Annotated in this window: 18 protein-coding genes; 11 read left to right on the top strand and 7 right to left on the bottom strand. The window is 35.9% G+C overall.

Features of this window, described 5'->3' with window-relative positions; all coding sequences use genetic code 11:
* Positions 1–262: 262 nt before the first annotated feature.
* From HF990_RS06720 to HF990_RS15350, 4 genes are all read left to right on the top strand, one after another.
* On the top strand, positions 263–1,351 hold the full coding sequence (locus tag HF990_RS06720) for a DUF1611 domain-containing protein (RefSeq protein ID WP_016838502.1): 1,089 nt from the start codon (positions 263–265) through the stop codon (positions 1,349–1,351).
* Positions 1,348–2,490, top strand: a complete 1,143-nt coding sequence (locus HF990_RS06715; protein ID WP_168412252.1) for an alanine/ornithine racemase family PLP-dependent enzyme — start codon at positions 1,348–1,350, stop codon at positions 2,488–2,490. The genes HF990_RS06720 and HF990_RS06715 overlap by 4 nt, the downstream gene beginning before the upstream one ends.
* A gap of 183 nt (positions 2,491–2,673) precedes the next feature.
* Positions 2,674–2,841: a YfhD family protein gene (locus HF990_RS06710; RefSeq protein WP_016838500.1), complete on the top strand. Its 168-nt coding sequence runs from the start codon at positions 2,674–2,676 to the stop codon at positions 2,839–2,841.
* Positions 2,842–2,962: 121 nt separating this feature from the next.
* Complete coding sequence (locus HF990_RS15350; RefSeq protein ID WP_016838499.1) at positions 2,963–3,298, top strand: DUF5658 family protein; 336 nt, start codon at positions 2,963–2,965, stop codon at positions 3,296–3,298.
* Here HF990_RS15350 and HF990_RS06705 read toward each other — a convergent pair.
* From HF990_RS06705 to HF990_RS06695, 3 genes are all read right to left on the bottom strand, one after another.
* Entirely contained in the window at positions 3,295–4,092 is a 798-nt protein-coding gene (locus tag HF990_RS06705; protein WP_016838498.1) for a nucleotidyltransferase domain-containing protein, read from the bottom strand. The two genes, HF990_RS15350 and HF990_RS06705, sit on opposite strands and share 4 nt — an antisense overlap.
* 86 nt (positions 4,093–4,178) lie before the next feature.
* Positions 4,179–4,391: a DUF1540 domain-containing protein gene (locus HF990_RS06700; protein ID WP_016838497.1), complete on the bottom strand. Its 213-nt coding sequence runs from the start codon at positions 4,389–4,391 to the stop codon at positions 4,179–4,181.
* A gap of 306 nt (positions 4,392–4,697) precedes the next feature.
* The gene (locus tag HF990_RS06695; RefSeq protein ID WP_168412251.1) at positions 4,698–5,684 is read right to left on the bottom strand and encodes an ABC transporter substrate-binding protein; all 987 of its coding nucleotides are present in this window, start codon (positions 5,682–5,684) and stop codon (positions 4,698–4,700) included.
* 172 nt (positions 5,685–5,856) lie between these two features.
* Between HF990_RS06695 and HF990_RS06690 the strand changes: the two genes are divergently transcribed.
* From HF990_RS06690 to fhuF, 4 genes are all read left to right on the top strand, one after another.
* Positions 5,857–6,861 (top strand): FecCD family ABC transporter permease, encoded by a 1,005-nt coding sequence (locus tag HF990_RS06690; RefSeq protein WP_168412250.1) that lies wholly within the window; start codon positions 5,857–5,859, stop codon positions 6,859–6,861.
* On the top strand, positions 6,858–7,913 hold the full coding sequence (locus HF990_RS06685; protein ID WP_168412249.1) for a FecCD family ABC transporter permease: 1,056 nt from the start codon (positions 6,858–6,860) through the stop codon (positions 7,911–7,913). Before HF990_RS06690 ends, HF990_RS06685 begins: the two co-directional genes overlap by 4 nt.
* Before the next feature lie 95 nt (positions 7,914–8,008).
* Positions 8,009–8,827 (top strand): ABC transporter ATP-binding protein, encoded by an 819-nt coding sequence (locus HF990_RS06680; RefSeq protein ID WP_096552381.1) that lies wholly within the window; start codon positions 8,009–8,011, stop codon positions 8,825–8,827.
* On the top strand, positions 8,820–9,593 hold the full coding sequence (fhuF, locus tag HF990_RS06675; RefSeq protein WP_168412248.1) for a siderophore-iron reductase FhuF: 774 nt from the start codon (positions 8,820–8,822) through the stop codon (positions 9,591–9,593). Before HF990_RS06680 ends, fhuF begins: the two co-directional genes overlap by 8 nt.
* Positions 9,594–9,710: 117 nt before the next feature.
* Here fhuF and HF990_RS06670 read toward each other — a convergent pair whose 3' ends face one another.
* The 4 genes from HF990_RS06670 to HF990_RS06655 form a co-directional block, all read right to left on the bottom strand.
* Positions 9,711–9,890 (bottom strand): hypothetical protein, encoded by a 180-nt coding sequence (locus HF990_RS06670; RefSeq protein ID WP_016838491.1) that lies wholly within the window; start codon positions 9,888–9,890, stop codon positions 9,711–9,713.
* A gap of 90 nt (positions 9,891–9,980) precedes the next feature.
* Positions 9,981–10,670, bottom strand: coding sequence for a DNA/RNA nuclease SfsA (gene sfsA, locus HF990_RS06665; protein WP_016838490.1), 690 nt, complete (start codon positions 10,668–10,670; stop codon positions 9,981–9,983).
* A 103-nt stretch (positions 10,671–10,773) separates the two neighbouring features.
* Positions 10,774–12,291 carry a malate:quinone oxidoreductase gene (locus HF990_RS06660; RefSeq protein ID WP_016838489.1) on the bottom strand — a complete coding sequence of 506 codons (1,518 nt, stop codon included), beginning with the start codon at positions 12,289–12,291 and terminating at the stop codon, positions 10,774–10,776.
* Between the two features lie 422 nt (positions 12,292–12,713).
* Positions 12,714–13,337: an NUDIX hydrolase gene (locus HF990_RS06655; RefSeq protein WP_016838487.1), complete on the bottom strand. Its 624-nt coding sequence runs from the start codon at positions 13,335–13,337 to the stop codon at positions 12,714–12,716.
* Between the two features lie 326 nt (positions 13,338–13,663).
* Here HF990_RS06655 and ahpC point away from each other — a divergent pair, with 326 nt between their 5' ends.
* The 3 genes from ahpC (at position 13,664) to HF990_RS06640 (ending at position 16,258) form a co-directional block, all read left to right on the top strand.
* Complete coding sequence (ahpC, locus tag HF990_RS06650; RefSeq protein WP_016838485.1) at positions 13,664–14,227, top strand: alkyl hydroperoxide reductase subunit C; 564 nt, start codon at positions 13,664–13,666, stop codon at positions 14,225–14,227.
* A gap of 14 nt (positions 14,228–14,241) precedes the next feature.
* Positions 14,242–15,774 carry an alkyl hydroperoxide reductase subunit F gene (gene ahpF / locus HF990_RS06645; protein ID WP_016838483.1) on the top strand — a complete coding sequence of 511 codons (1,533 nt, stop codon included), beginning with the start codon at positions 14,242–14,244 and terminating at the stop codon, positions 15,772–15,774.
* Positions 15,775–15,934: 160 nt separating this feature from the next.
* Positions 15,935–16,258 (top strand): winged helix-turn-helix transcriptional regulator, encoded by a 324-nt coding sequence (locus tag HF990_RS06640; RefSeq protein ID WP_168412247.1) that lies wholly within the window; start codon positions 15,935–15,937, stop codon positions 16,256–16,258.
* Positions 16,259–16,396 lie beyond the last annotated feature (138 nt).

The following is a 16,396-nucleotide window of genomic DNA, read 5'->3' as shown; positions in this document are numbered from 1 at the left end:
AGACATAAAGATTCAGTACAATTACAAAACTTCTAAACTATTAACCTAAATTTTGGGAAATTTCATGAATTTTGTTTCTATTTTTTGCGTAAAAAAATAAATAATCTTATAATTAAGTTAATACTTTAACCCTTGGTTTAGTTAACAATTGAATATTTCACCTATAGAACATCTTTTACTTCATTGTATTGGACTCTACCATTACTTCAAGAAGCAACAAAGATGTTTTTTGTTTATTCTTCGGTAAATGGAGGGATTGTACATGAAGAAAATAGCAATTATTTATTGTGAAGGCCAATTTGGTTCAATGGATGGAAAAACCGCTAATGGTCTGATTCGTGAGCCAGGATATTATGAAATAACCGCAGTAATTGATAGTACAAAGAGTGGTTTGGATTCTGGTGAATATTTAGATGGTGTCAAAAATGGAATCCCTTTATGTAAAAACCTCAAAGAAGCATTAACAATTTCCAAAGAAAAACCAACAGATTTTATCCTCGGAATTGCCCCTAGCGATGCCTTTTTAAAAGATGAAGAAAGAGCCGTCATTTTAGAAGCGATGAAGGCTGGCTTAAACATCATTAACCCACTGCAAGAATTTCTAACTGAAGATGATGAAATGATGAATAATGCAAAAAAATATAACGTAACCATTCGCGATATTCGAAAGCCAAAACCGAAAAAAGAGTGGCATTTATTTACTGGTGGAATTTTAAAAATCAATACACCGATTATTGCAGTACTCGGTACAGATGGTGCTTGCGGAAAACGTACAACTGCGAAAGTGCTTGAAAAAGGTTTCAGAAACCGCGGATTCAATCCAATCTTTATTGCCACTGGACAAACAGGTTTAATTCAGGGTGCAGAGTATGGTTTTGCAATGGATGCTTTCCCACTCCAGTATTTAATTGGAGAATTGGAGGGGGAAATATTGCGTGCCCACAAAAATGAAAATCCTGACATTATCATTGTGGAAGGGCAAGGTGCGCTGAGCCACCCAGCCTATGCTAGCTCATGCGGTATTTTAAGAGGTGCAAGACCACAAGCAGTCATCTTGCAACATCCGCCAAAACGAAAAGTGTTAGGAGATTTTCCATTTATGCCAATGCCGGATGTTCAAGAAGAAATTAACTTAATTGAACATTATGGAAATACAAAAGTGATTGCCATCACATTAAATCACGAAAATATGACAGATGAGGAAATCGATCAAACAATTGTAGAATACGAAAATAAATACCATGTACCTGTTAGCGATGTGTTGAAAAAAGGTGATGAAAAAATCATCAATGCAATCATTGACTTCTTCCCATCCTTAAAAAATAAGGATAAGGTCGTGAGTTCAATATGAAACTAAAACCCATTCCTCGAATTGAAATCAATCTTGATAAAATTCAACACAACGCAATCGTTCTAAAACAATTATGCGAAGCAAAGGGGGTGGAAGTGACAGGAGTAGTCAAAGGCGTTTGTGCTGATTTACAAATCGTCAATACATTAATTCAGGCGGGAATCACAAGACTTGCCGTATCGAAAATTATTCATTTAGAAAAATTAAAAAAGGCAAATATCAATGCAACCACTATTTTACTTCGAACCCCTGGGATGTCTGAGATTCCCAATGTCGTCAAATATGCAGATATCAGCATGAACACTGAACTTACCATCATTCGTGCATTATCAGAAGAAGCTATTAAACAAGGGAAAATCCATAAAATTATAATTATGGTAGAAATGGGTGACCTTCGTGAAGGTGTCATGCCAAAAGATCTACCAGCATTTATTAATGATGTAATAAAACTCCGAGGTATCGAAATTGTTGGTTTGGCAACAAATTTTGCTTGTTTTGGTGGCGTCATACCGACAGAAGACAAGATGCGAGAGTTCTCTTCTCTTGTTCAGCAAATTAGGCAACAATTCTCTTTACAACTCCCTATCGTATCAGGCGGAAACTCTGCAAATATTAAATGGCTAATGGAAACGAAAAATATTGGTGTAATCAATGATGTACGTCTTGGTGAATCGATTCTATTAGGAAGAGAGACGACTAAAGGCGAAGTCATACCGAAACTTTATCAAGATACATTTAAATTTGTTGCAGAAGTAATAGAGGCGAAACAAAAACCTTCTGTCCCTTATGGTAATCGTGGCAAAAACGGCTTTGGTGAATCAATCGAATTCCATGAACAAGGTTGGATTAACCATATTCTCGTTGGAGTAGGAAGGCAAGATGTATCTGTTTCGGGCTTAACACCAACAATGCCTGTGAAAATTCTTGGTTCAACCAGCGACCACATTGTGTTAGATGGAAAAAAAATACTTTTCAAACCTGGCGACGAGATAACTTTTATCCCCAACTATGGAGCGTTACTTTCCATTATGACCTCTCCATACATTCATAAAACTTATATTGAATTTAAAGGAAGTAAACATGAGAAACAAAACAATGTATACAGTATTTATAAACAAAAAATTATACCACGTCATTAGTTGACTTTTGGGATGCTACTTATTCACGAAGCATCCCAAATATATTGCCCCAAATTGTTGTGCACCAATATAAGCCTCTCAATAAAACTTATTCTTTTCATTCCTCCAATTAATGCTTTTCAATGTGATAAAAAAATCGCATCTTGCCATATTAAGATTAACTATTAAGAAAGGAGATCTAATATGGGAAGAGATAATAAACAAGGCCAAACCAATAATGCAAGTTCTTTGCCACAAACACCAAAACAAGAAAAAATCTCTGCTAGAGCCGCGCAAGAAGAGTTTTCTCGTGAACTATCCCAATTAGAACAGTTAGTGTTGGAAAGAAAAAGAAACAAAAAAAATAAATAACATTGTATGGTGGAATTCACATAATAAAGCAAGGGAATTGCTTATATCTATGTGAATTCCACTTTTTTTAGAAAGTTGCTTAAATGGTTATACTATTGAAAAAATCTATAAGGTGTATTGAATGAAAAGAAACAAGCAAATTTTTATATTGAGTTTATTGGTTGCAATCTTAAACATATTTGATGGTATAGCCACACATTATGGTTTAATGAATAATTTCATAAAAGAAATAAATCCTCTGATGAGATTCTTTTTTGAAGCAAATCCATATTTATTTCTAGGAATTAAATTCAGTCTTTCCGTATTCATTTTTATTGTTTCTAATCTTGTTATTTTAAAATGCATAAAATCATTTCAACGGTTCTATCTTTATGCTTTAACAGGTATTTCAATCTTATATTCTGGGCTTTTTTTCGTACATCTATATTGGTTATGGATGAGTAATTATAGTTTCTAGAATGCATCAAACTTCTCATTCCAAACTTCTCTTAAAGTCTCACGAAATAGCTTATCTAACTGGACAGTTGGATTATTCTTTTCTCCATACAGATTTTTTATATAGTCCTGCAATGAATACAATTCATGTTCGATATAATCATTGAATATTGGAATAGGCCGAATGGTTTCCCGTTTGTCGAAAACTTTAGATTTCACCAACTGCTCAATCTCATTTCTCAATTTACCATCAACCTTCATTTGTGAAAGCAAATGCTGAAAATGTATCGGTGGGATTTCATTGAACTGTTCAATCCATTTACAAGCGAACAATGAGCGCAAAGCGTATAAATAGCTTTTTACCTTCACATTCTCTCCTTGGAGAGATGCATAATTTTGTTTGGCAATTTGTATGTAATGTGAAAGCATCGATTTCGGATTAAAAACCTCATCCTCCAATAAGCGCAACTTAGAAATAAAGCTATATGGTTGTAAATAAATGGGGCTACTTCTCATCCATTCTAAAATAGAAGGATTACATTTTCGGAATAACCTTAAAGCTTTTGTAACTTCCCAACCGCTTATATCAAGATGATCGTGAATCGGTAACTCGATGACATCTCGTTTTTTTCCAATTCCTTGGGGATCGATTGTAAGATACCAGTCTACTGGATGGATATAAATAAAGCGAACATCGTAATCACTTTCTTTTGAGGCAATTCCCCATGCTCTACTACCAGATTCAACAGCAAATAATACTTTTACATGATGACTGCGTTCAATTTGTTTCAGTTGATTGACAATGACTTCATACATTCATTACAGCTCCTCAAAAAATAAGGGACTAAATAGATTAGTCCCCGCAATTTCTCAATGATTGGCCTGCCCATACTTCCGAAAGTCTACTTTTTAGGTCTAAACGTTTTACAGCAAGTTTCTTCTGATGATTTAGCCCTTTCCTCAATCTCTCGGAAGTCTACTTCTGAAGCAAACTCTGACGACTTATCTTTGGAATCTGAATCCGTATCAATTAAAATTTTCTCCGCACCACAGATATTTCCTTTTCTGTGGAAATAGCAATTGGAGACGGTACAGTTTACTTCTACATTCGGCATAGCAATCCTCCTCATTGAGATAAAATGAGAAACAGCATTACTATTTCTCAAATTGTATTTTGCTCATTTTTTCAACCATTTATTTTGAAAAAAAATAACTAAGAAGTAAATAATTGAAGCGCATTATTTGTTTAAAGGGTGCAAAAAAAAGTGTCTAGAAAGTCTAAACTTTCCAGACACTCTTATATAATCAACCTTTGCTCCTTGAGGTAGTTGAAACAAGTATCCTCGTCGCAAAGTGCCGTTTCAAAATGGCTTTTTCAGACGGCCAATTCTAAGTTTATACTTGGGATATTATGGCAGATATTAATTCGTTAATAATTTTTCTAAATCATCTAACATCAAGTTTGCTGAAATTACACCGCCGGAAGTGTTCCAAATTGCATCGCTCACTTCAAAAGCATTACCGTTTTTAACGGCATTTAGATTTTGCCATAGAGGATCACTTGTCCATTCCTTTGCTGTATTTAATGCCTCTTGATCTCCCTGGGGAGCATAAGTGAAGTAGAATAGGTAATCTGCATCCATTTTCGGAATAACTTCTTTTCCTACTTCAACAGCTAAATTGCCAAGTTTATTATCTGAAGTAAACAACTCTTCCTGATGAGCAACACGCTTGAAACCTAATTCATTGAAAATAACCCCTGAAAATGAATCAGTGTAATAAATACGGGATTTTCCAGCCATAAAGCGAACAACAGAAATTTCTTTGTTCACTTTGTCACCAAGTTTTTCTTTCACGTCGGCAACGTGTTGATCGTAATGACCTAATACCTCATTTCCTTTTTCTTCGAGATTTAACGCTTTAGCATATAACTTAAAGTTTTCTTTCCAATCACCACGTAAAGTTTCAGAAAAAACAGTAGGTGCAATGGCATTTAATTGATCATAAATTTTTTCTTGGCGAAGCTTGTTCCCGATAATTAAATCAGGTTTTAACGAAGCAATTTTCTCCACATTCACTTCACTCTCAGTCCCAACAACTTCGACGCCTTCCATATCCTTGCTAATATGTTCATACCAAGGATCACCAAGCCAAGATTGAACCGCACCAACTGGCTTTACTCCTAAAGCCAACAATGCTTCGGTTCCTTCGTTTGTAAGAATAACAACTCTTTTTGGAGTACCTTTGATTTCTGTGGATTCCATTGCATGTTCAATTGTATACGTACTTTCTTCTGTCGTTTTTTGATCTGTTTTTTCAGTTGCTTTTTCTTCTTTGCCGCCACATGCCGCCAGCAATAAAACGGCTATTACAGAGAAAAGAAGCAAAAATGTTTTGAACACTTTCACTTGTACTGTATCCTCCTTAACTAATTGTAAATGATAATCAATTTCAATAAGCTAATCATAAAGCAACCTATACACCTCTGTCAATATATAATTGAAAATGATTATCAAAGTCATTGACAGCTATGTTTAGTTGTATATAGACTTAAAATAAAAAAGAGAGGTCTTCAAAAAGATGTTGTTGAAAAGGACTTCTTATAAATGGATTGGCCTTTTTGTTACTTTCCTATTAATGTTTGGATTTATGTGTGCCAGTGTTATCTTTGGATATGCTGATACTACGTGGAGAACAGCTATTGATTCTTTTACCCATTACAATGGATCAAATGAACATATCATTATTCAAAAAGTAAGAATCCCAAGGGCATTAATAGCTGCGGCAGTTGGTGCAAGCTTGGCAATTGCCGGAGTTCTAATGCAGACGTTAACAAAAAATCCGTTAGCTTCACCGGGGATTTTTGGTATTAATGCGGGAGCAGGCTTTGCAGTTGTTGTTGCTATGACAATATTTTCTGTTCATAATATGCAAAGTTTTAACGTACTTGCGTTTCTTGGCGCTGCTCTTGCTGCCTTTAGCGTTTTTATTATTGGTTCTTTTGGGCGTGAAGGGCTGACACCGATGAAGTTAACCCTAGCAGGCGCAGCGATTTCTGCGATGTTTGCTAGTTTTACCCAAGGATTGCTCGTTCTTGATGAAGCACTCCTTGACCAAGTATTGTTTTGGCTGGCAGGGTCTGTTGCAGGGAGAAATCTTGAAACGCTTATTTCAGTTATTCCTTATATGACGATAGCCTGGCTTGGAGCAATATTCATTTCGGGAAAAATGAATATTTTTGCTATGGGTGAAGATGTAGCCAAAGGATTAGGTTTAAATACTGGTTTCATAAAAATTGCGATTGGAGTTTTGGTTATATTATTAGCTGGATCTTCTGTCGCTGTTGCAGGACCAATAGGCTTTGTGGGAATTATCGTCCCACATCTTGCAAGAGCAATTGTAGGAATGGATCACCGCTGGGTTATTCCAATGGCCGGAGTTTTGGGGGCAATTTTATTATTAGCAGCAGATATTGCTGCCAGATACATAGTAATGCCATCAGAAGTCCCTGTTGGTGTGATGACCGCCGCAATTGGAACTCCATTCTTTATCTATATTGCAAGAAGGGGGTTCAATGCGCGATGAGTAAATACAAAAATTTACGTCTCTTTAACGGCAAGATGTCATTACTAATTGATCGAAAAGCTGCATTTATTTATACAACCTTAGCTATTATCGCCTTTGTTGTTTTTGTAATAAGCACGGGTTTAGGGGAAATGAAGATCAACCCGTTGACAGTTGTTAAAGTGCTACTTGGTTTAGGTCCAGAGATGGAAACATTGGTTATCACATCATTCCGTCTGCCAAGAATTATCGTCGCCTTAACTGTCGGTATTTCCCTAGCGATTGCTGGCGCCATTTTACAAGGAATGGTAAGAAACCCACTTGCATCACCTGAAGTTTTGGGAATTTCTGGCGGTGCGGCAGTAGCCGTTGTCGGTTTTATGTCCATCTTCAGCGATCAGAACCATTCTTTAACGGTCAGCATAGCTTGGTTGCCATTAGCTGCATTTATTGGTGCTAGTGTGGTGGGGGTCTTAGTTTATTTCCTTTCATGGAAAAATGGGGTATCCCCTATTCGCCTTGTGTTGATTGGCATCGGGATTTCCTCACTTATGCAGGCGTTCACCACATTTTTAATGGTAACTGGACCAATCTATCAAGCAAGCCAAGCAAATATTTGGATTACGGGCTCAGTTTATGGATCGAATTGGACAAACGTTGTAATTCTTGTTCCAGGGGCGGTTATCTTAATTATCCTCGCCATTCTTGCTACTAGACTGCTTAATATTCAGGAATTAGGTGATGATGTAGCAACTGGGCTAGGCGATAACGTTCAAAAACATAGGTTTCTATTATTAATGTTAAGTACAGCGTTAATTGGCATTTCAGTAGCTTTTGCCGGCACGATTGGTTTTGTTGGGCTGATGGCTCCCCATATGGCAAGACGGCTTGTTGGCTCATCCTTCGAGGCGTTGATTCCTACATCCGCATTTATTGGAGGAATACTTGTAATGCTTGCAGACTTAATCGGCCGGACCGTCTTTTCACCTTTAGAGGTGCCTGCAGGCGTATTCACTGCAGGAATTGGAGCGCCATATTTTATCTATCTGCTTTTTAAAACAAAAAATTCTTAAAATGAAGTGAATGAGTATCAGAAGAGATATTTTCTTTGAAAGTGCTTGGAACGAAAGTATTCGAAAACTAAAAATAAAAAGGAGCTAGCAAGATGATGAGTGCGATTGAGACGAAAAATTTATCGATTTCCTATGGAAAAAACCTCATAATTCACGAGTTGGATTTAAAAATACCAAAGGGTGAGATTACCGTATTTATTGGGGCAAATGGCTGCGGAAAATCGACGCTTCTTCGTTCGATCGCCCGTCTGCTGAAGCCAACATCTGGTACGGTTATTCTTGAAGGTAAAGCAATCGCTAAGCTTTCTACCAAAGAAGTTGCTAAACAATTGGCAATCCTTCCTCAATCACCATCTGCACCGGAAGGCTTAACAGTTTTGCAACTGGTAAAACAAGGACGCTATCCTCATCAAACTTGGCTACGTCAATGGTCAGAAGAGGATGAAGAAAAAGTAAACAATGCTTTGAAGGCGACACGACTCGAAGAATTAAAAGAAAAACCGGTAGATGCTCTTTCCGGTGGACAGCGCCAGCGTGCTTGGATTGCCATGACTTTGGCTCAGGATACGGATATCATTTTATTAGATGAACCAACCACTTATTTAGACCTGACCCATCAAATCGAAATACTTGATTTGCTTTTTGAATTAAACGAAAAGGAAAAACGTACGGTGGTAATGGTCCTACACGACTTAAATCTTGCTTGCCGATATGCCCATCATATTGTGGCTATCAAGAATCAAAAAGTTTTTGCCCAAGGGAAGCCGGAGCACGTCATTAATCGAAGTCTAGTAAAAGCTGTCTTTGACATGGATTGTGAAGTAACACCAGATCCTTTGTTTGGAACGCCGCTGTGCATCCCACATGGCAAAGGTAGATGCATTTTAAAAGAGGTAGTTATTTCCCATGGTTAATACATTAACAGAGAAAGAATTACAGATATTGAAAAAATATAGATTAAATTCTGAATCGATTCATACTTTCAATGTTTATCAATTAATGGATGAAATTTATCTTAAAGAATTCATTTCAAAAATTGCCGAGATGATTGGTGCCCCTTCAGAAAAAGTTGCAGCTTCCATTTTTATGAAGAGATTTGCTTTCGTTGCAGTTATTTCTTTATTTGCTATGTCTGTCTGGAACAAAAAACTCAATGTTGAACTGAATATGATTGAAATGGAATGGCCAGAGAAAGGGGAAAACTGGATTCCAATAATTAATCTTAAGGATTTAAGCTTTGAGGAATTGAATCAAAACTGTCAAAGCCGTTCCTTTTGGCGGCAAGAGGTTATAAAGGATTTATTTTTAAAAAATATTTCTCCACTCATCGCCATGTTTGAAAAAACGATTGGCATTTCCAAAACGATTTTATGGGAAAATATTGCTGTGTACGTATTTTGGCTGTATGAAATGGAGTTAAAGGAGAATCATCAACAAGCCATTGATGACTTTCACTACATTATTTTTGAAGCAGATGGATCATTATTTGGTAGTCATATAGGAAATCCACTGCGAAAATATTATGGTAAGAAATCATTTGTAGATAATGGAGCAGAGCTCAGAATCAGAAAAACATGTTGTTACAACTATCTCCTTAATAGTATGAAGCGATGCAAAACATGTCCTTGCATTTCTAGAAAGATGGAAGCAAAATCATTAAAAAAACATTTTATAGAATAATCGATTATACGCTTTACAATTGAAATAAAGCGTTTTTTTATGGTAATACTTTCACTTAAAAAAGCTATGGAAAAGTATCCATAGCTTATAAATACTCAATAATTCAAATGGTCAGTCTTAATGCCATGCTGTTCTTTCACTGATTGGTTGTTGTATACGCCCTTTTTCCTTCTGGGAAGTTGTTTCAATTGCCATATCAGAAGCAAATTCTGTTGATTTTTGATTAGGGGATTGGTGAAATTGAAGCTTATTTTTGCGTTGGAACTCGTCTTTATGTTTATTATCCTCGATTGACATAACCATCCTCCTTATTGAGCAAATTGAACAAATCTAATTTGTTCATTATTAAATTGTCCTAAATTCTTCTTTTTATGTAACAATCCTTTTTCATATTAATTCAACGGGAATTCGATTACTGATTACCATACATTGTTCACTTACACTTGTTTCGTAAGCTAAAATTTGCACTCCTTGTTTTGAAGCTTGTCGTAACGCATTTGAAAAGGATGGGTCTGTTTCATGATTAGGTACAAAAAGGCGACAACCCTCCATTTGAATAATAAATAATATGATTCCTTTATAACCTGCCTCCACCGCTTTCATTAGTTCTAAAACATGTTTTGTCCCCCTAGAAGTGGGTGCATCAGGAAACACCGCTACTCCATCTTTCTCTAACGTTACGCCCTTTACTTCAATAAACCCTTTTTCTTCTTGCGTTTCAAAGTATAAATCAAATCGGGAATCTCCATATTTCACTTCTTTTTTTAATTTTTGGATGGTTCCAATTTCAGCAATTTTCCCATCTAATATCGCTTCATAAGCAACAGTATTTGGTGCCTGGGAATCGATATTTACCCACCGTTCGCCTTTTTTCACAGCAATGAGCGAATATTTTGTTTTCCGGTTCGGATCATTACTTTCTTCTAGTAACACTTCTACATTTTGTATCAACAATTCCTTTAGGCGACCAGTGTTTTTAACATGGACTTTTTCTTTTTGACCATCGATATAAACTTCAGCAACAAAGCGGTTCAATCGTTGATAAAAGATTCCCCTAACCATATTGATGTATCTCATTTATTTCACATCCATATCCTGTTATTTTGCAAGTAATAAAAAACATACCAGATTCCCTTTATAGAGATCTGGTATGTTAAGACGGCTATGTAGAGAGCCTTCATTATTGAATTGTTTCTAATTCTTTCTCTATATTTTCTTTTCCTAAACCTAAAATTTCATCAGTAGAAGCTTGTATTTCTTTGAATAGATCTGGGTTGTCTAGTAATTTTTGACCATAGGATGGAATCATTTCTTTAATTTTTCCTTCCCATTTTTTCATTTCTTCTGGGAAGCAGCGATTAATTACATCAAGCATTACTTTAACCGCTGTTGAAGCACCTGGTGACGCTCCTAATAATGCAGCGACAGAACCGTCAGATGATGTAATGACTTCTGTACCGAATTGCAATGTACCTTTACCGCCAGTTTCAGTATCTTTAATTACTTGTACGCGTTGTCCAGCAATAATAATTTCCCAATCTTCAGCTTTTGCATTAGGAATAAATTCACGTAATTCTTCAATACGTTGTTCTTTTGTTAACATTAATTGTCCGATTAAGTATTTTGTTAACGGCACGTTTTTCGCACCGCAAGCAAGTAAGGTCAATAAATTATTTGCTTTAATTGAAGCAAATAAGTCCATGTAGGAACCTGTTTTTAAGAATTTAGGTGAGAATCCTGCAAATGGTCCGAACAATAAAGATTTTTCACCATCGATATAACGAGTATCTAAGTGCGGCACAGACATTGGAGGTGCTCCAACTTTTGCTTTACCATATACTTTTGCATGGTGTTTTTTAACGATTTCAGGGTTTTTACATACTAAGAATAAACCACTTACTGGGAACCCACCAATGTGCTTACTTTCTGGAATCCCTGTATCTTGAAGTAAATGTAAGCTTCCGCCACCTGCACCAATAAATACAAAATCAGCAGAAACGTATTTCATTTTAATGCTGTCTAAATCGTGGACTTTTAATTCCCAACGGCCGTCTTTTGTGCGTTTAATGCCTTCAACGATATGTTTGTAATGTACTTCAACACCTTGATTTTGTAAGTGTTTCACTAAAATACGCGTTAATTCACCAAAGTTTACGTCCGTACCTGAATCAATTTTTGTAGCTGCGATTGGTTCTGTAATAACGCGGTCTTCCATCATTAACGGAATCCACTCTTTTAATTTTTCCGGATCGTCACTGAATTCCATACCTTCAAATAGATGTAATTTTGAAAGTGCTTCAAAACGCTTTTTCAAGAAGGAAACATTATTTTCACCTGTAACGAAACTCAAGTGTGGTAACGGCATTATAAAATCTTGCGGATTCTGAATTAAATTATTTTTTACAAGGTAAGCCCAAAACTGCTTAGAAACTTGGAATTGTTCATTTACATTAATTGCTTTGGAAATGTCAATGGAGCCATCTGGTTTTTCAACAGTGTAGTTAAGCTCACATAGTGCGGCATGTCCTGTACCCGCATTGTTCCATTCATTTGAACTTTCTTCGCCAGGCTTATCAAGTTTTTCGTAAATCGTAATATTCCAATCTGGAGCAAGCTCTTTTAGTAACGTCCCTAAAGTTGCACTCATAATACCGGCGCCGATTAGAACGACATTTTTCTTAGTTTGACTACTACTCATTTTATAACCATCCTTATCTCCCCTATTTTTTCCATAAAGATGTAGACTATTTTTTGTCAACATCTTCTTGTACATTTTGACCTTATTATAGTATAACACTTTTAATTTGAGATTTAAATATTATATCTATGCTCTGATAGCAAGTTAAAATGTACATTTATGGAAAGGATTTTTTTATACATTCATGTGTATAAAAGCTATCATTACTTTCTTTTCTTATATTGATTTATATTATTTACCGTATTTGGTGAAATTATTTTCGAATGCATGATGAATAAAAAATGAAATATTTGGATTCATTACAATTATATTGATATAACATCTTGAGCACAAAACAAATGATAAATGCTAGCAAATTTTTTATTTAAACAACTCTGATATGCTTCGTAATCATTTCTATAATTTTACCATTAGAGAATATCTTATTTATTTTTCAGTATTTCAACAAAATGTTTTAAAATTCTCGCCGTTAAACCCCAAATGGTATACTGCTCATAGTCGTAAAACCATTCTTCCATTTCTCTTGTTCTCCATTGATAATCCTTACCATTAATAATTTTTTCATAAGGAAAATCTGATGGCGGAATGATCTTTATTTTTACTAAATGAGAATATGGCTCATAATTGAGAAGCCACTTTATTGGAATCGTAAAGATTTCTTCTACTTCTTCTTTATTATAAGAAGGTTGAATAACTTGATTATCAATTGTTGCAACATATGGATAAATGACAAAGGAAGGGGAAGTTATTAACGGACTTAGTTCACCTATTACTTTAATTGTATTGGGGTGAATTCCCAATTCTTCATGGGTTTCCCTCAAAGCTGCTTCTAATGGAGATGCATCTGAATCTTCGACACGGCCTCCCGGAAAACTAATATCTCCTGGCTGTTTTCTTAACGTAAATGAACGCACTTCAAAAAGAATATGCCATTCTCCTTCTATTTGAATGATGGGAATCAACACTGCAGAACGAAAAGCTGTTTCTTCACCAATAAATTTTATTTGCTGTGTATTTAACTTTCTCTTCAATTGTTCCAAAAACACTAAACTCCACTCTCCCCTCTATGAAACCTTTGTACTCTATCCTAACATAAACATTCATTATAGATAGGAGTTTGTTTCTTGTATTACCCATTCGTATCTTCTAAAATAAATATATAGTGAAAAATGGAAAAGTTTAGTTTGTTCGTCACTTCAATTCATTTTCCATTTTTATGTATATATATGTAGTCTAAAATATAGACTAATGTTTGAAATGTTTAATATATTCCATTTGACAAAAAAAGATATGTATATAATAATTAATCCTAGCTAATAATTATTATCAAAAAGTTTTAATATTAAAAATAAGATTTTTGGAGGTAATGAATATGTCATTAATCGGAAAACAAGTACAACCATTTACTGCTCAAGCTTACAAAAATGGTGAATTCATCACAGTAACTGAAGAAGATTTCAAAGGTCATTGGTCTGTAGTTTGCTTCTACCCTGCTGACTTCACATTCGTATGCCCAACTGAATTAGAAGATCTTCAAGAACAATATCCAAAACTTCAAGAATTAGGCGTTGAAGTATTCTCAGTTTCAACTGACACTCACTTCACTCACAAAGCATGGCACGATACTTCAGAAACAATTGGAAAAATCACTTACGCTATGATTGGTGACCCAACTCACGTTCTTTCTAAACAATTTGAAGTGTTAAGAGAAAACGAAGGTCTTGCTGATCGCGGTACGTTCATTATCGATCCAGATGGTGTAATTCAAGCTGTTGAAATCAACGCTGAAGGTATTGGCCGTGACGCAAGTGCTTTAATCGACAAGATTAGAGCTGCTCAATACGTACGTAACAATCCTGGTGAAGTTTGCCCAGCAAAATGGAAAGAAACTGGTAAAACACTTAAGCCAAGCCTTGACCTTGTTGGTAAAATTTAAGGAGACGATTCAACATGGCATTAGATGCAGAAATAAAATCTCAACTAAGTCAGTATTTACAGCTGCTTGAAAACGATATCGTTTTAAAAGTAAGTGCTGGTTCTGACGAGGTATCTGAAGAGATGCTAGCTTTAGTTGATGAGCTAGCATCCATGACACCAAAAATTAAAGTAGAAAAAACAGAACTAAAAAGAACACCAAGCTTTAGCGTAAACCGTGTTGGTGAAGACACTGGTATCACTTTTGCCGGTGTTCCATTAGGACATGAATTTACTTCATTAGTACTAGCTTTACTACAAGTAAGTGGCCGTCCTCCAAAAGTTGAGCAAAATATCATTGATCAAATTAAATCTATCAATGACGAATACCACTTTGAAACTTACGTTAGCTTAACTTGCCACAACTGTCCTGATGTTGTACAAGCACTTAACATCATGAGTGTGTTAAATCCTAACATTACACATACAATGATTGATGGCGCTGCGTACAAAGAAGAAGTGGAAAGTAAAGATATTTTAGCTGTACCAACAGTTTTCTTAAACGGTGAACCGTTTGCTAGTGGCCGCATGACGATTGAAGAGATTCTTGGAAAGCTCGGTAAAGGCTCAGATGTGGAAGAGCTATCCAATAAAGATCCGTTTGATGTATTAGTAATCGGCGGTGGGCCTGCGGGAGCTAGTGCAGCAATTTATGCAGCTCGTAAAGGTATTCGAACAGGTATTGTCGCAGAACGCTTTGGTGGGCAAATTTTAGATACATTAACAATTGAAAACTTCATCAGTGTAAAAGAAACAGAGGGACCTAAACTTGCAAAAGCCCTTGAAGAACATGTGAAAGAATATCCTGTTGATATCATGAATTTACAACGTGTAAAACACCTTGAAAAGAAAGGCGATCTAATTGAAGTAGAACTTGAAAACGGCGCCGTTCTGAAAAGTAAAACAGTCATTATTGCAACGGGTGCACGTTGGCGTAACATTAATGTACCTGGTGAACAGGAATTTAAAAACAAGGGTGTTGCATACTGCCCTCACTGTGACGGACCATTATTCACAGGAAAAGACGTTGCGGTCATCGGTGGAGGAAACTCCGGTGTTGAAGCAGCGATTGACCTTGCTGGAATCGTTAATCATGTCACAGTGCTCGAATTCAATGAGCAATTAAAAGCTGATGAAATCTTACAAAAACGTCTACATAGCTTGTCTAATGTGACGGTTATTACTAATGCTGCTACAAAAGAAATCACTGGTACAGACAAAGTCAACGGACTTACATATGTAGACCGTGTTACTGGTGAAGAAAAACATATTGAATTAGCAGGTGTATTCGTTCAAATCGGTCTTGTTCCAAATACAGAATGGTTAGAAGGTACACTTGAACGTAATCGCATTGGTGAAATCATTGTAGATAAAAAAGGCGCTACGACAATCCCAGGTGTGTTTGCAGCAGGTGACTGTACAGACGGTCCATATAACCAAATTATTATTTCCATGGGCTCTGGCGCAATTGCAGCATTAAGTGCATTCGACTATCTTATTAGAAATTAATATTACAATAAAGCAGTCCTTTTTTGGACTGCTTTTTTATTTTCACTTGAGATTTTTATTCAATGTTTAGTTACTTACTGTAATGATGTTAAATAAAATAACTTATTTTGTTTTTATAAGCGACTTTTTGATAAAATACTTAATTAGAGAGGTGTTGTAATTGGAACAGCCAGCGATTTGCCCAAAATTTGAAAAAGCAATATCCATCTTAAGTCAGAGATGGACTGCATTAGTGATATATCAATTACTTTCTGGACCAAGACGTTTTAGTGAAATACAGTCAACTATCGGTATTAGTGGAAAGGTTTTATCTGACCGCTTAAAAGAATTAGAACAAATGGAGATTATTAATCGAAAAGTGTTTCCTTCTACTCCCGTCGTGATCGAGTATTCATTGACGGAAAAAGGTCGTTCGATGGAACCCATATTGAAATCAATTGAAGAATGGTCTCAACAATGGATTTCCGTTGAATCTGTTAAATGATAAGAAGCCAAGAGCTTGGGACAAAACCCTAGCTAATAAAAAATCGTCACTTATGATTTTTCATGAAGTGACGATTTTTTATGGAAAACGTTGTTCTCCGTTCCGGCCGACGCTTTCCGCGGGCACGGCTCAAGCCTC

Source organism: Ureibacillus thermosphaericus, from assembly GCF_012396605.1.
Lineage (GTDB): Bacteria > Bacillota > Bacilli > Bacillales_A > Planococcaceae > Ureibacillus > Ureibacillus thermosphaericus.
Note: the sequence above shows the minus strand (reverse complement) of the source record. Positions and strands in the feature narration are given on the sequence as shown.

Excerpts from the sequence above, each read along its gene's own strand:
- HF990_RS06720 (WP_016838502.1), top strand. The coding sequence starts at position 263 with ATGAAGAAAATAGCAATTATTTATTGTGAAGGCCAATTTGGTTCAATG.
- HF990_RS06715 (WP_168412252.1), top strand. The coding sequence starts at position 1,348 with ATGAAACTAAAACCCATTCCTCGAATTGAAATCAATCTTGATAAAATT.
- HF990_RS06710 (WP_016838500.1), top strand. The coding sequence starts at position 2,674 with ATGGGAAGAGATAATAAACAAGGCCAAACCAATAATGCAAGTTCTTTG.
- HF990_RS15350 (WP_016838499.1), top strand. The coding sequence starts at position 2,963 with ATGAAAAGAAACAAGCAAATTTTTATATTGAGTTTATTGGTTGCAATC.
- HF990_RS06705 (WP_016838498.1), bottom strand. The coding sequence starts at position 4,092 with ATGTATGAAGTCATTGTCAATCAACTGAAACAAATTGAACGCAGTCAT.
- HF990_RS06700 (WP_016838497.1), bottom strand. The coding sequence starts at position 4,391 with ATGCCGAATGTAGAAGTAAACTGTACCGTCTCCAATTGCTATTTCCAC.
- HF990_RS06690 (WP_168412250.1), top strand. The coding sequence starts at position 5,857 with ATGTTGTTGAAAAGGACTTCTTATAAATGGATTGGCCTTTTTGTTACT.
- HF990_RS06685 (WP_168412249.1), top strand. The coding sequence starts at position 6,858 with ATGAGTAAATACAAAAATTTACGTCTCTTTAACGGCAAGATGTCATTA.
- HF990_RS06680 (WP_096552381.1), top strand. The coding sequence starts at position 8,009 with ATGAGTGCGATTGAGACGAAAAATTTATCGATTTCCTATGGAAAAAAC.
- fhuF (WP_168412248.1), top strand. The coding sequence starts at position 8,820 with ATGGTTAATACATTAACAGAGAAAGAATTACAGATATTGAAAAAATAT.
- HF990_RS06670 (WP_016838491.1), bottom strand. The coding sequence starts at position 9,890 with ATGTCAATCGAGGATAATAAACATAAAGACGAGTTCCAACGCAAAAAT.
- sfsA (WP_016838490.1), bottom strand. The coding sequence starts at position 10,670 with ATGAGATACATCAATATGGTTAGGGGAATCTTTTATCAACGATTGAAC.
- HF990_RS06660 (WP_016838489.1), bottom strand. The coding sequence starts at position 12,291 with ATGAGTAGTAGTCAAACTAAGAAAAATGTCGTTCTAATCGGCGCCGGT.
- ahpC (WP_016838485.1), top strand. The coding sequence starts at position 13,664 with ATGTCATTAATCGGAAAACAAGTACAACCATTTACTGCTCAAGCTTAC.
- ahpF (WP_016838483.1), top strand. The coding sequence starts at position 14,242 with ATGGCATTAGATGCAGAAATAAAATCTCAACTAAGTCAGTATTTACAG.